The sequence below is a fragment of the Aeromonas sobria genome, assembly GCF_050266975.1.
GTDB classification, from domain to species: Bacteria; Pseudomonadota; Gammaproteobacteria; order Enterobacterales; family Aeromonadaceae; genus Aeromonas; species Aeromonas sobria_B.
Genome location: NZ_JBKISU010000004.1, coordinates 56117 through 68804, shown reverse-complemented (window position 1 = coordinate 68804; position 12688 = coordinate 56117). Strand labels below are relative to the sequence as shown.

At 63.3% G+C, this 12688-nt stretch carries 10 protein-coding genes; 5 read left to right on the top strand and 5 right to left on the bottom strand.

The window, feature by feature from the left end; all coding sequences use genetic code 11:
- Positions 1-252 precede the first annotated feature (252 nt).
- From ACLHZ1_RS03505 to treR, 4 genes are all read right to left on the bottom strand, one after another.
- The gene (locus ACLHZ1_RS03505) at positions 253-885 is read right to left on the bottom strand and encodes a sugar O-acetyltransferase (RefSeq protein ID WP_427260995.1); all 633 of its coding nucleotides are present in this window, start codon (positions 883-885) and stop codon (positions 253-255) included.
- Between the two features lie 3 nt (positions 886-888).
- Complete coding sequence (gene treC, locus ACLHZ1_RS03500; protein ID WP_427260994.1) at positions 889-2550, bottom strand: alpha,alpha-phosphotrehalase; 1662 nt, start codon at positions 2548-2550, stop codon at positions 889-891.
- An 82-nt stretch (positions 2551-2632) separates the two neighbouring features.
- Positions 2633-4063 (bottom strand): PTS trehalose transporter subunit IIBC, encoded by a 1431-nt coding sequence (gene treB, locus ACLHZ1_RS03495; protein WP_427260993.1) that lies wholly within the window; start codon positions 4061-4063, stop codon positions 2633-2635.
- Positions 4064-4250: 187 nt separating this feature from the next.
- Complete coding sequence (gene treR / locus ACLHZ1_RS03490; protein WP_427260992.1) at positions 4251-5198, bottom strand: trehalose operon repressor TreR; 948 nt, start codon at positions 5196-5198, stop codon at positions 4251-4253.
- A gap of 133 nt (positions 5199-5331) precedes the next feature.
- On the opposite strand from treR, the gene ACLHZ1_RS03485 reads away from it, so the two are divergent.
- Positions 5332-6282, top strand: a complete 951-nt coding sequence (locus ACLHZ1_RS03485; RefSeq protein ID WP_427260991.1) for an AEC family transporter — start codon at positions 5332-5334, stop codon at positions 6280-6282.
- 437 nt (positions 6283-6719) lie between these two features.
- The gene (gene manA / locus ACLHZ1_RS03480; protein WP_427260990.1) at positions 6720-7910 is read left to right on the top strand and encodes a mannose-6-phosphate isomerase, class I; all 1191 of its coding nucleotides are present in this window, start codon (positions 6720-6722) and stop codon (positions 7908-7910) included.
- Positions 7911-8028: 118 nt separating this feature from the next.
- On the opposite strand, the gene ACLHZ1_RS03475 is transcribed toward manA, so the two are convergent.
- Positions 8029-9327: a PTS sugar transporter subunit IIC gene (locus tag ACLHZ1_RS03475; protein ID WP_427260989.1), complete on the bottom strand. Its 1299-nt coding sequence runs from the start codon at positions 9325-9327 to the stop codon at positions 8029-8031.
- A 244-nt stretch (positions 9328-9571) separates the two neighbouring features.
- Between ACLHZ1_RS03475 and ACLHZ1_RS03470 the strand changes: the two genes are divergently transcribed.
- The 3 genes from ACLHZ1_RS03470 to ACLHZ1_RS03460 are packed head-to-tail and all read left to right on the top strand — an operon-like array spanning position 9572 to position 12681.
- Entirely contained in the window at positions 9572-9877 is a 306-nt protein-coding gene (locus ACLHZ1_RS03470; RefSeq protein WP_427260988.1) for a PTS sugar transporter subunit IIB, read from the top strand.
- A gap of 28 nt (positions 9878-9905) precedes the next feature.
- Positions 9906-11249: a PTS sugar transporter subunit IIC gene (locus ACLHZ1_RS03465; RefSeq protein WP_427260987.1), complete on the top strand. Its 1344-nt coding sequence runs from the start codon at positions 9906-9908 to the stop codon at positions 11247-11249.
- A 49-nt stretch (positions 11250-11298) separates the two neighbouring features.
- Positions 11299-12681: a glycoside hydrolase family 1 protein gene (locus ACLHZ1_RS03460; protein WP_427260986.1), complete on the top strand. Its 1383-nt coding sequence runs from the start codon at positions 11299-11301 to the stop codon at positions 12679-12681.
- Positions 12682-12688: the final 7 nt, after the last annotated feature.

Below are 12688 nucleotides of genomic sequence, written 5' to 3'. Positions count from 1 at the left end.
GTTTGTGGCGAGAGTGTGCCATCGGCGGCATCTTTGTGTGGCAGAGTGTGACAAGGGGCAAGGGCTGGATGTCATGGCTTTTTGCATAGGAAAATAGATGGGTGTCCTGTCTATCTCCGTCCGGTGGGAAAAGGTGGGTGTCCCGCCTATTCGTTGGTGTCCCGCCTATTCGTTACGTTCCTTTCCGGAGCAAAGGAACGCGAAGGGGTCGTCAGGAAAAATAAAAGGGCAGGTACGACCTGCCCCTCTGTGTCAGCCTGGCTCCCCGGCCGCCAGCTCCTCTGCCGTCATGGGGCGCAAGACCCGGCAGGGGTTGCCGACCGCCACCACGCCTGCCGGAATGTCCTTGGTGACCACGGATCCCGCCCCGATGACGCTGTTGTCCCCTATGGTGACGCCGGGACAGATGACGACGCTGCCCCCAATCCAGACGTTGTTGCCGATGCGCACCGGCCTGCCGAGCTCCACTCCGGCCACCCGAGGTGCTACCGCCACCGGGTGGGTGGCGGTGTAGATCTGCACCCCGGGGGCCAGCAGCACGTTGTCACCTATGTGCACCTCGCACACATCCAGGATGGTGCAGTTGAAGTTGGCGTAGAAATTCTCGCCGACGAAGATGTTGGCGCCATAGTCGCAGAAGAAGGGAGGCGTGATGAAGCAGCGCGCAGCGCGACCGCCCAGCAGGCGGGTGAGGCGCTCATCCCGGCCCGGGGCATCGGTCCGCTCCCGGTTCAGTTCCCCCAGCAGGGAGCGGCACTGCTCCCGCGCCGCCCTGAGTTCGGGGTCCCCCGCATCATAGGGCTCCCCCGCCACCATCTTCTGCCACTCGGGCCCATGCACGGGTTGCCGAGCCTCTGTGGCCACCACTGTCATTGTCTCTGTCATCATCTATTCCATCAGCCAGATCAGGGATTCATAAGGGCGCAGCTCGCAGGATTGTGGCCGGGCTGGGCTGTCGGGATAGTTGCCAAGCAGCAATCGGCCTGCGCCGGTTTGCAGCTCGGCGGGCAGCTCGAAAGTCACCGGCTCGCCGTAGAAGTTGCTCACCACCAGCAGGGTCTGGCCCTTGGCGCGGCGGGCATAGGCCCAGATCTGCTCGTGCCCCGTCAGCAGTTCCTGATAATCCCCCTGGGTGAAGATAGGGTGCGCCTTGCGAAGAGCGATGAGATCCCGGTAGTGCCAGAACACCGAGTCTGGGTCGGCCAGCGCCGCCTCGGCGTTGATCTCGGGGTAGTTGGCGGCGGGTTTGAGCCAGGGCGAACCTTGGGTGAAGCCTGCGTTGGGGGCCGAGCTCCACTGCATGGGCGTGCGGGAGTTGTCCCGGGACTTGGCCGCCAGAATGGCGAGGATCTCGGCCTCCGCCATGCCTTCCGCCTGCTTGATGGCGAAGATGTTGCGGCTCTCCACATCCTGATAGTCGTCGATGCACTGATAGCCGGGGTTGGTCATGCCGATCTCCTCCCCCTGATAGATGTAGGGAGTGCCTTGCAGGCCGTGCAATGTGCTGGCCAACATCTTGGCGGCCACCACCCTATGTTCACCCTCATCACCGAAGCGAGAGACGATGCGCGGCTGGTCGTGGTTGCACCAGAACAGCGCCGACCAGCCCTTGCCGTGCATGCCGCTCTGCCAGTGGTTGAAGATGCGCTTGAGTTCGAGGAAATCGAACGGCGCCTTGGTCCACTTGTCGCCATTGGGGTAATCCACCTTGAGGTGGTGGAAGTTGAACACCATGGAGAGCTCGGAGCCGTCCAGTGCGCCATAGCGCTGGCAATGTTCCAGGCTGGTGGAGGACATCTCCCCTACCGTCATGGCCCCCACGGGAGCGAAGACGTCGCGGCTGATGTCCTGCAGAAATTCGTGGATGCGCGGCCCGTCGGTGTAGAAGCGGCGGCCATCACCCAGGTCGTCGCTCGGGAAGCGCTGATCCTTGGATATGAGGTTGATGACGTCGAGGCGAAAACCGTCCACCCCCTTCTTCGCCCAGAAGTGGATGATCTTTTTGACCTCGGCGCGCACCGCCGGGTTTTCCCAGTTCAGGTCCGCCTGCTCGCGGGCAAAGAGGTGCAGATAGTACTGGCCGGTGGCGGGGTCCAGCTCCCAGGCGCTGCCGCCAAACTTGGATTGCCAGTTGTTGGGCACGCCGCCATCCACCGGATCTTTCCAGATGTAGTAGTCGCGGTAGGGGCTGTTCTTATCCCCCAGCGCCGACTTGAACCAGGCGTGCTCGGTGGAGGTGTGGTTCACCACTATGTCCATCACGATGTGGATGTCGCGCTCGTGGGCGGCCGCCAGCAGCGCCTCGAAATCGCTCATGGTGCCGTAGGCCGGGTCTATGGCCAGGTAGTCGGCGATGTCGTAGCCGTTGTCCACCTGGGGGGAGACGTAGACCGGGGTCAGCCAGAGGGCATCGACACCTAGGGTCTTGAGGTAGTCGAGGCGGGCCATGATCCCCTTGAGATCGCCGGTGCCGCGAGCGCCGGAATCCTGAAAGCTCTTGGGGTAGATCTGGTAAATCACGGCGCTTTGCCACCAGGGTGTCTGTGTCATGGTTGGATCGCTCATTGGTTGAAACTGGGTTGAACAGGCCAATAAAAAGGGCGGAGCCAGGGCTCCGCCGATGTCTTGGGGATCAGGCGGTGGCCAGATCCAGCTTGCCGGCCGCCTGCTGGCGTTTGTAGACCAGCAGGGTCAGCACCACGGGCACCACTATGGCCACCAGCATGGCGACGGCGTAGATGGCCCAGTACTGGGGCTGGATGGAGAGGATGCCCGGCAGGCCGCCCACCCCGATGCCGTTGGCCATCACGCCGCTGAAGCCGCAGATGAGGGCCGCACAGCTGGAGCCCACCATGGCGCACAGCATGGGGAACTTGTACTTGAGGTTGATGCCGTACATGGCCGGCTCGGTCACGCCAAGGTAGGCGGAGATGGCGGCCGGGACCGAGATCTCCCGCTCGTTCTCCTTGCGGCTGATCAGGATGATGCCGACGACCGCAGACGCCTGGGCGATATTGGAGAGGGCGATCAGCGGCCAGATGGGGGTGCCGCCCATGCTCTGCATCAGTTGCAGGTCCACCGCGTTGGTGGTGTGGTGGATGCCGGTGATGACCAGGGGGGCATAGAGGAAGCCGAACAGGGCGGCGCCGATGGGGGCAAAGGAGCCGGTCATGGCGGCCTTGGCGGCAAAGCCGACGCCGTCACCAATCCAGCGGCCGAACGGGCCGATCAGGGCGTGGGCCACGATCACCGCCAGCAGCAGGGAGATGAAGGGCACTATCACCAGGTAGAGGTAGGCCGGGATGATGCGCTTGAGGTTGGTCTCCACCCAGGCGAGGAAGACACCCGCCAGCAGGGCCGGAATGACCTGGGCCTGATAGCCCACCTTCTGGATGACGAAGAGGCCAAAGTCCCACACTTCCGGGGTTTGTTGACCGATGCCATAGGCGTTCATCAGCTGCGGCGAGACGAGGGTTATACCCAGCACTATGCCGAGGATCTCGGAGCCGCCCATCTTCTTGACCGCAGACCAGCAGACCCCCACCGGCAGGAAGTGGAAGATGGCTTCACCCAAGAGCCAGAGGAAGGCGTGGACCTGGGCCCAGAACTGGCTGATTTCCACCAGGGTGTGGGTCCCGTCATCGAACATCTTGATGTCGCCGATGACGTTGCGAAAACCCAGGATCAGGCCGCCGGTGATGATGGCGGGCAGCAGGGGGACGAAGATCTCCGCCAGGTGGGAGATGCCGCGCTCCAGCGGGTTCATGTTGTGGCGGGCGGCCTGCTTGGCGGCATCCTTGCTGGCGCCGCTCACCCCTATCTCCTCGGTGAGCGCCTTGTACCACTGATCCACCTCGTTGCCGATCACCACCTGGAACTGGCCCCCCTGGGTGAAGCTGCCCTTGACCGCCGGAATGGTCTCGATGGCCTTGGGGTCCGCCTTGGCCGGATCGGCCAGCACGAACCTGAGCCGGGTCAGGCAGTGGCTGACGGTGGTGATGTTGTCCTTGCCGCCGATCCGTTCGATCAGCTGCGCCAGATGCTGTGTGTTGACTTTTGACATGAGCCTTCCCTCTGTGACTCCATGAATAATGGTCGTTTCTTTGCCGGCTGGCCAATGACCGCCCGCTTATTGGTATCGTTCCCAATCAGCATGAAGCCAGTGGCGGACATCAGCAATGGGAACGTTCCCAATTCGTGGTGGTGGTCACAAAAAGCGCAAAACACCGGTCATGGGGGGAAAAGATAGACTACAGGGGCTGGCAGGGGGCTATGGTGGCCCTGGGGGCCTGCCCCTCTTCAATCTGGTCGAGCAGCTGTCTGGCGGCCAGGATGCCGGCATCCTTGTAGCCGAAATCCAGGCTGAGGGTGTTGGCAAAGAGGAAAGTCAACATGGGATTGCTGCCAAGGCCGCTCACCAGAATGTCGGTGCGACCCTGCTCCTGCAGGTACTTGGCGGCGCCGATGGCCAGGGTGTCGCTGGCGCAGACCATGGCCTGGGTGGTGGGGGTGAGCAGCTCGGCCGCCAGCCGGTAGCCGCTGTGCAGGCCGAGATCCCCTAGGGCGCTGCGGGGCGTGCGCCCACGCTCCCGGCAGTAGTCCAGATAGGCCTGGTGCCGGCGCAGACCTGTGGTGAGATCGCTGCGTTCCACCCCGAGATAGGCGACCTCTGTCAGGCCGCGCTCCCCTAGGTGGGCGAGCACGGCGCGCACCGCGCCCTCATCGTCGAAGCAGACCGACGAGAAGCCGGGGCGCTCGCGGGCCATCAGCACCAGCTTCTCCCTGAGCGGCGCCATGGCGGCATAGTCGAGATCGTTGAAGGCAAACAGGATGATGCCGTCCACCCCGCGCCGCTCCAGCACGGCCAGGTGCTCGCTCACCTTGGCGGGGGAGAACTTGCTCTCCATCAGCACGGCGTCGTAGCCGCGCTGGTAGAGGGTCTCCAGCATGCCGCGCACCGCCTGGTTCTCCGAGCTGGAGTCGAGGCGCGACACCACTATGCCGACCACCTGCTGGCTCTGGCTGCGCATGGCCCGGGCCGACTTGCTCGGCACGAAGCCGTGCTCTGCGATCACCAATTCGACCCTGGCCCGGGTCTGGGCATTGACCCTGGGATCCTGATTGAGCACCCGGGAGACGGTCGACTTGCCGACCCCGCTCAGGCGGGCGATATCGAGGATGGTCAGTTTCTTTTCCATGGGGGATCCGTGACAGGGGAGGGCGACAACCGGGATGCAGACATTGTTGTGATTAAAGCCTGTGAATACAAGCCCATGGCGCTAGAATGGGCCTTCTGCCCGCCAGGGCCTCCTCTGCCGCAGGACGCGAACCATGGATTTGACCGCCAGCCTTCACTTCTCCCTCTCCATCACTGGCCCCATCTGCGTGGTGCTGGCGCTGGGCATAGGCCTCAAGCGGCTGGGGCTCTTGCCCGACAGCTTCGTGGAGTCCGCCTCCCGCCTGGTGTTCCAGGTCACCCTGCCTGCCCTGTTGTTTCTCAGCATGGTGCGCACCGACTTTTCCACCATGCCGAGCCCCTGGCTCATCGTCTATGGCCTGCTCGGCACTTTGGCCGGTTTCCTGGTGCTGGAAGCCCTGGCGGCTCGCTTCATCCCAGTGCGCGCCCAACGCGGCATCTTCGTGCAGGGCAGCTTTCGCGGCAACATGGGGATCATGGGCCTGGCCTATGTGCAGAACGCCTATGGCCCCGAGGGCATAGGCGCCGCCGCCCTGCTGGTGGGCTCGATCACAGTGCTCTACAACATCCTGGCCGTCATCACCCTCACCCGCAGCCTGGGGGGCGGAAAAGGGCTCAAGCCCATCCTCAAGGGGATCGTCAAAAATCCCCTCATCATCGCCATCCTGGCGGCGCTGCCGTTCGGCCTGCTCGGCATAGAGCTGCCCCAGCTGGTCACCACTACGGGCAACTATTTCGCCAACATGACACTGCCGCTGGCGCTGCTCTGCACCGGCGCCAGCCTCAACCTCAAGGCCCTGCGCGGCGGCGCCATGCTGACCGGCTGGGCTACCGCCAACCGTTTGTTCTGCATTCCGCTGCTGCTGGTGACGGGGGCCTGGGCCCTGGGTTTCAGCCCCCAGGCCCTCGGCATCCTCTTCCTCATCAGCTCCACCCCCACCGCCGCCGCCAGCTATGTGATGACCCGCGCCATGGGGGGTGACAGCGCCCTGGCGGCGAACATCATCGCCACCACCACGCTAGGTTCTCTGGTCACCACCAGTCTGGGCGCCGCCCTGATGAACTACCTGGGGTTGATGGGCTGAAGGGGCGGTCGTCCATCACATTATCGCCACCACCCCGGGCTCGCGGGTCACCAGCCGTCGGACCGGGAGCGGCCATGATGAACTAGCTGGGGCTGATGGGCTAAGCCGCTATCTCCATGGGATGACCCCTGCCAGGGGGCGCGCATCGGCGATCAAGCCCCATCCTCGCCACCACCCAGCTCGACTCCCTGGTTACCACCAGCCTGGGGGCGGCCACAGCCCATTGGCTGCCAGCATCATTACCGCCTCCTTCGTTCTTCACCGCCTCCCTTTACATCCAGCTGACCCAATCCTGGGACTTCGCTGTCGCCTGATCCGCCAACCCAGCCCTCCCAAGTTGCCGCAGTGATCCAAAAACGGAAATCGGTTTCCGTTTTTGGATTTGACCATGGTACATTTCGTCCTGTTCCCTTACGTGATCAATGAGACGCCATACCATGCACCTGCCAACCGCATTGCTGATGAACAACCCTATCCAGGGATACGACTGGGGCAGTACAGATGCCCTGACCCGTCTGTTCGGGATCCAGAATCCCGCAGGCGCCCCTCAGGCCGAACTCTGGATGGGAGCCCATGCCAATGGCTGCTCCCTCGTCGAGGTGGGGGGTCTGTCGGTTCGATTGTCCGAGCTTATCGCCGGGCGCTCCCTCGCCATGCTGGGGGAGTCCACAGTGACTCGCTTTGGCTCCTTGCCGTTCCTGTTCAAGGTGTTGTGCGCCGAGAAGGCGCTCTCCATCCAGGTACATCCGAGCAAGGCCCAGGCCGAGGTGGGCTTTGCCCGTGAAGAGGCCGCGGGCATCGCCGTCGATGCGCCCCATCGCAACTATCGCGATGACAACCACAAACCCGAGCTGGTGTTTGCCCTCACCCCCTATCAGGCGATGAACGGCTTTCGTGAGTTTGGCGCCATCCTGGCGCTGTTTGAGCGGGTAGCCGCACCGAGTCTGGCCCCGCTGGTGGGGGCGTTTGCCGCCGATCAGAGCCCGGCCGGCCTCTCGGTTTTCTTTCGCGCCCTGCTGACCCTGGAGGGGGAGTGCAAGGAGGCGGCCCTCGTCGCCCTCAGAGCCTATGCCGATGATCATCAGGGCGAGGAGGTGTTCGCTCTGGTACTGACCCTGTTCGACCAGTATCCGGGGGATGTGGGCCTGTTCGCGCCGCTGCTGCTCAATGTGGTGACGCTGAAACCGGGCCAGGCCATGTATCTGGATGCGGGTACCCCCCACGCCTATGTCCATGGGACCGGGCTCGAGATCATGGCCAATTCCGACAACGTGCTGCGCGCCGGTCTCACCGCCAAGCACCTGGATGTCGACGAGTTGATCGCCTGTACCCGTTGTCAGCCCAAACCCGCCGACGAGCTCCTGCTATCACCTCGCCGGGCGGGGTTGGCCCAGCACTTCGACGTGCCCGTGTCCGACTTTACCTTCAGCGTCTACGATGCCGGCACTCACAGCCTCGCCACCACGAGTGCGGAGATCCTGTTTGCCATCAACGGCTCCCTGATCTTGCGTTGGGATGGCCAGCCGCCGCTGGCGCTGGCGAGGGGGCAATCGGCCTTCCTGCCTGCCTGCCTGGGCCCCTATGAGGTGAGTGCACAGGGTTGCTTTGCCCGGGCGGGCAACCGCTGAACCAGGCCTCCTCTGGAGGCGCGGCTAAATGTAAAGAGGGAGGCATGATGCCCCCCTCTCGCGATGGGATCTGTGTCAGAGCGGAGGCGACCGCTTGAATCGCCCAAGGAGGCTGGGGTCAGTGGGCCCTGCGCTCCGCCTCCTGGGCCAGCAGCATTCGCTCGTGGGCGATGAAGAAGGGGCGATACAGCACGTAGCTGTTGAGGATGCAGACCAGCACCATCAAGGCATTGGCCCAGCTACCGTTGGCGGCCCAGGCGGCCCCCAGCGGCGAGGGCATGGACCAGGGCAGCATGGCCACGAAGCGATCCAGGTAGCCCCACTCGGTCAGCAGCCAGGCCAGGGTGGCATTGACCATGGGGACTCCGATGAAGGGCAGGAAGAACAGCGGGTTCATGATGATGGGGAAGCCGAACAGGATGGGTTCGTTGATGTTGAACAGGGAGGGGATGAAGCCGAGCCGACCGACCGAGTGCAGGGTGCGACTGCGGCTGCGCATCGCCATGAACACCAGGGGCAGGGTGGTACCTATGCCGCCGATGAGCAGGTAATAGTCCCAGAACCCCTGCAGGAAGATGTGGGGCAGGGGCTCGCCCGCCATCAGCGCCGCTTGGTTGACGCTGAGCCCCGCCATCCAGAACGGGGAGAGCAGGCCGTTGACGATGAGGGCGCCGTGCACCCCCATGAACCAGAGCAGGTGCGCCACCAGCAGGGCGACGAGCAGGGCGGGCAGGGTGTCGGCACCGGTCACCAGGGGGTGAAACAGGTGACTCATCAGCTCCGGCAGGGAGATGCCGAAATGCTGCTGCAACCAGAGTCGCAACAAGCTGAGGGAGAGGGTGACGAACAGCAGCGGGATGATGAGCTGGAAGCCCTGCCGGGTCATCAGGGGGACTTCCTCGGGGAACTTGATGATCCAGCCGGCTCGCTGAAACAGGCGGATCGCCTCCACCGTGTAGAAGGCCGCCAGCAGGGCGGTGAAGATGCCAAGCCCGCCGAGATAACCGAAGACCCCCCCCTGCACCGAGCGAAAGTCGATGAGCAGCAAGAAGGCGACACAGCCACATAGACCGGATAGGCGCTCCGGCATCTGATAGGCCTTGGCCAGGCTGGCGGCCGCCCCGAAGGCGATGATGAGGGAGACCAGCCCTGCGGTGTGACTGTAAACGGGATAGAGCCAGGGCATCAGCTGCCGGGAGAGATCCCGTATGGCGATGGCCAGTGGGTGGCCATTGTCACTGGCGATCGGGGGGTAGAGAAGGGGGACCAACAGACTCCCTACTATGATGAAGGGCATGGCGAGCTGGAATCCATCCCGCAGCGCCATCACATGGCGACTGCGGGTCAACCAGTTGGCAACCGGTATCATCCTCTGTTCGACGATGCTGGTCAGCATCCCCATCACTTGCATGTTCATTGTTGCGCTATTCCTCGGGTTACCAGGCGCTCCGGTGTGCCCCCATTTTGCTCCCTTTTGGACTCAGCGTCCGTATCGGCCCACCAAGTTTCCCCATTTTTCTAGCTGGCTCACAAAAAAAGCCTGGCTATCCAGCCAATGCTGGACGTGGATCACAAATGTCGTGACTTGAAATGGAAACCGGTTTCCAAATCTTTTCTCGAGCGGCACAATCCACCTCATACCACCCCAAGGAGATTAAGTGATGAAGAAGATCATGTTGTGCTGCTCCTCCGGCATGTCCACCAGCCTGCTGGTGAAGAAGATGAAGGAAGAGGCGGCCAAGCGCGGCCTGCCTGCCGAGATCAATGCCTTCGGTGCCAGCGAGTTCGATGTCCAGATGCCCCACTACCAGGTGGTGCTGCTGGGCCCCCAGGTCAAGTACATGCAGGCCGAGCTGGCGGGGCGCGCCGCGCCGCACGGTGTCCCTGTCGCCGTCATCGACATGATCGACTACGGCATGCAACGGGGTGACAAGGTGCTGGATCACGCCCTGTCGCTGATTGGCTGACTTCGATTACCACAACAAGGAAGAGTCCATGAACACGCTTTACGACCGCTTCGTCTCGGTGATCGAGCAGAAGATAAGCCCGCTGGCTGGCCGCCTCGGGCAACAGAAGTACATCCAGGCCATTCGTGACGGCTTCATCGCCGCGCTGCCCTTCATGATCGTCGGCAGCTTCATGCTGGTCTTCATCTTCCCCCCCTTCTCGCAAGAGACCCAGTGGGGCTTCGCCCGGGCCTGGCTCGATTTTGCCAGCACCTATCAGGCCCAGTTGCTGTTGCCGTTCCAGCTCAGCATGGGGTTGATGACCCTGTTCATCTCGGTGGGAATAGGCGCCAGCCTGGCCCGCCAGAACGGGCTGGACCCCGTCACCACCGGCCTGCTCTGCCTGATGGCCTTCATGCTGGTGGCCGCGCCGGTCAAGGATGGCACCATGTCCATGCAGTATTTCTCCGGTCAGGGGATCTTCACCGCGCTGATCACCGCCATCTATGCGGCCGAGGTCTATGCCTTCCTCAAGAAGCACAACATCACCATCAAGTTGCCGCCTCAGGTGCCGACCGGTGTGGCCCGCTCTTTCGAGGTGCTGATCCCGGTGCTGGTGATCATCCTGACCCTGCACCCGCTCAATCTGTTGCTGGAGAGTGCCACCGGCATGATAGTGCCCGAGGCCATCATGGCGCTGATCAAACCCCTGGTCGCCGCCTCCGACTCCCTGCCCGCCATGCTGCTGGCCGTCTTGCTGTGCCAGATCCTCTGGTTCGCCGGGATCCACGGCGCCCTCATCGTCACCGGGATCATGAACCCGTTCTGGATGGCCAACCTGGCCAACAACCAGGCCGCCATGGCCGCAGGTGAAGCCCTGCCCCACATCTTCCTGCAAGGCTTCTGGGATCACTACCTGCTGATCGGCGGCGTCGGTTCCACCCTGCCCCTGGCCTTCCTGCTGCTGCGCAGCAAGGCAGCCCACCTGAGATCCATCGGCAAGATGGGGGTGGTACCCGGCCTGTTCAACATCAACGAGCCCATCCTGTTTGGTGCGCCCATCGTGATGAACCCGGTGTTCTTCCTGCCCTTCATCCTGGTGCCCATGATCAACGCCACCCTGGCCTGGTTCGCCCTGGATCTGGGTCTGGTCGAGCGAGTGGTCTCCCTCACTCCCTGGACGACACCGGCGCCGATAGGTGCCTCCTGGGCCGCCAACTGGGCCATCAGCCCGGCCCTGATGTGCATTCTCTGCATGTGCAGCGCCGCCGTCATGTATTACCCCTTCCTCAAGGCCTATGAGCGCGGTCTGCTCAAGCAGGAAGAGGAGACCGAGGAGGCAGAGAAGGCCTTCACCGGTGACGTCACCATGGCAACCCGAGCCACCCGTTAATCCCATCGCCAACCGGCCGCCATCGTGGCGGCCACACAGGAGAATCACCATGCAGTACCGTTTCCCCGACACCTTCTGGTGGGGCAGTGCCTCATCCGCCCCTCAGGCCGAAGGCGCCAGCCTGCAAGGGGGCAAGGCTCCGACCATCTGGGATCACTGGTTCGCCACGTCGCCGAGCCGCTTCCACCAGCAAGTGGGTCCGGCCGACACCTCCACCTTCTACCAGCACTTTCGCGATGACATCGCCCTGATGGCGCAGATTGGCCACAACAGCTTTCGCACCTCCATCTCCTGGGCCCGGCTGCTGCCCGAAGGGCGCGGGGAGCCCAACCCGGAGGCGGTGCGCTTCTACCACGCCATGCTCGACGAGCTACTGGCGAACGGCATCACTCCCTTCATCAACCTGTTCCACTTCGACATGCCCATGAGCATGCAGGCGCTGGGGGGCTGGGAGAGCCGGGAGGTGGTCGACGCCTTCGCCGAGTTCGCCGCCACCTGCTTCCAACTGTTCGGGGGCAAGGTGAAGCACTGGTTCACCTTCAACGAGCCGATCGTGCCGGTGGAGGGGGGTTACCTCTACGACTTCCACTACCCGAACGTGGTGGACTTTCGCCGGGCCGCCACCGTGGCGTACCACACCATGCTGGCCCACGCCAAGGCGGTGCAGGCTTATCGCAGTCAGGGCCAGGATGGCCAGATCGGCATCATCCTCAACCTGACCCCCTCCTATCCGCGCTCCCAGCACCCGGCGGATCTGAAGGCGGCCAACATCGCCGATCTGATGTTCAACCGCAGCTTCCTGGATCCGGCGGTCAAGGGCGAATTTCCAGCCGAGCTGGTGGCGCTGCTGCGTGAATACGATCAACTGCCGGTCTGCGAGCCGGGCGATCGCGCGCTGCTGGCCGCCGGCAAGGTGGACTTGCTCGGGGTCAACTACTACCAGCCGCGCCGGGTCAAGGCCCGCAGCAACGCGGTCAACCCCGCCAGCCCCTTCATGCCCGAGTGGTTCTTCGATTACTACGAGATGCCGGGACGCAAGATGAACCCGCACCGGGGCTGGGAGATTTACGAACAGGGCATCTACGACATCCTGGTCAACCTGCGTGACCACTACGGCAACATTCCCTGCTTCATCTCCGAGAACGGTATGGGGGTCGAGGGGGAGGAGAAGTTCCTCGGCGAGGATGGCCAGATCCAGGATGACTACCGCATCGCCTTCGTCAGCGACCACCTGCGCTGGGTACACAAGGGAATAGGCGAGGGGTGTCAGTGCCTGGGCTATCACCTGTGGACCTTCATCGACAACTGGTCGTGGAGCAATGCCTACAAGAACCGCTATGGCTTCGTTCGCCTCGATCTCGCCAGCGGCGAGCGCCGCATCAAGAAGAGTGGCGAATGGTTCGCCGACGTATCGCGCAACGGTGGCTTCTGAGCCCGCA